Here is a 267-nt window from a genome sequence, read left to right as displayed (position 1 = left end):
ACATATAGATACATCTATTTCAGCAAACTCCCATGGGTAGTGATATTTAAAAGACTCTTTCTTACTTTTTTTATCTGCGCATGAAACACAAAGTAATCTATCAGGTACGTGATGAAAACCATCATATTTTCCAGATTCAACTGCCTTTAATATTTGGAGCTTTTTCTGTTCATTAGCAGAGCATTTTTTAAGAAAATTCTCTGTATTGTCGAATTCAATATTTGCTTGCAAATCACAAATAGTATCAGACAATTTACAACACCAAAT

Annotated in this window: 1 protein-coding gene; it reads right to left on the bottom strand. The window is 31.1% G+C overall.

Annotated features, from left to right (window positions below; translation table 11 throughout):
• The coding region (locus AAEZ22_RS18410; RefSeq protein WP_352298495.1) for a hypothetical protein at positions 1-252 on the bottom strand (252 nt) is incomplete at its 3' end.
• Between the last annotated feature and the right edge of the window lie 15 nt (positions 253-267).

Origin of the sequence: Pseudoalteromonas sp. 20-MNA-CIBAN-0454 (genome assembly GCF_040308685.1) — a bacterium.
Lineage (GTDB): Bacteria > Pseudomonadota > Gammaproteobacteria > Enterobacterales > Alteromonadaceae > Pseudoalteromonas > Pseudoalteromonas nigrifaciens.
This window is presented reverse-complemented; position numbering and strand designations above follow the sequence as displayed.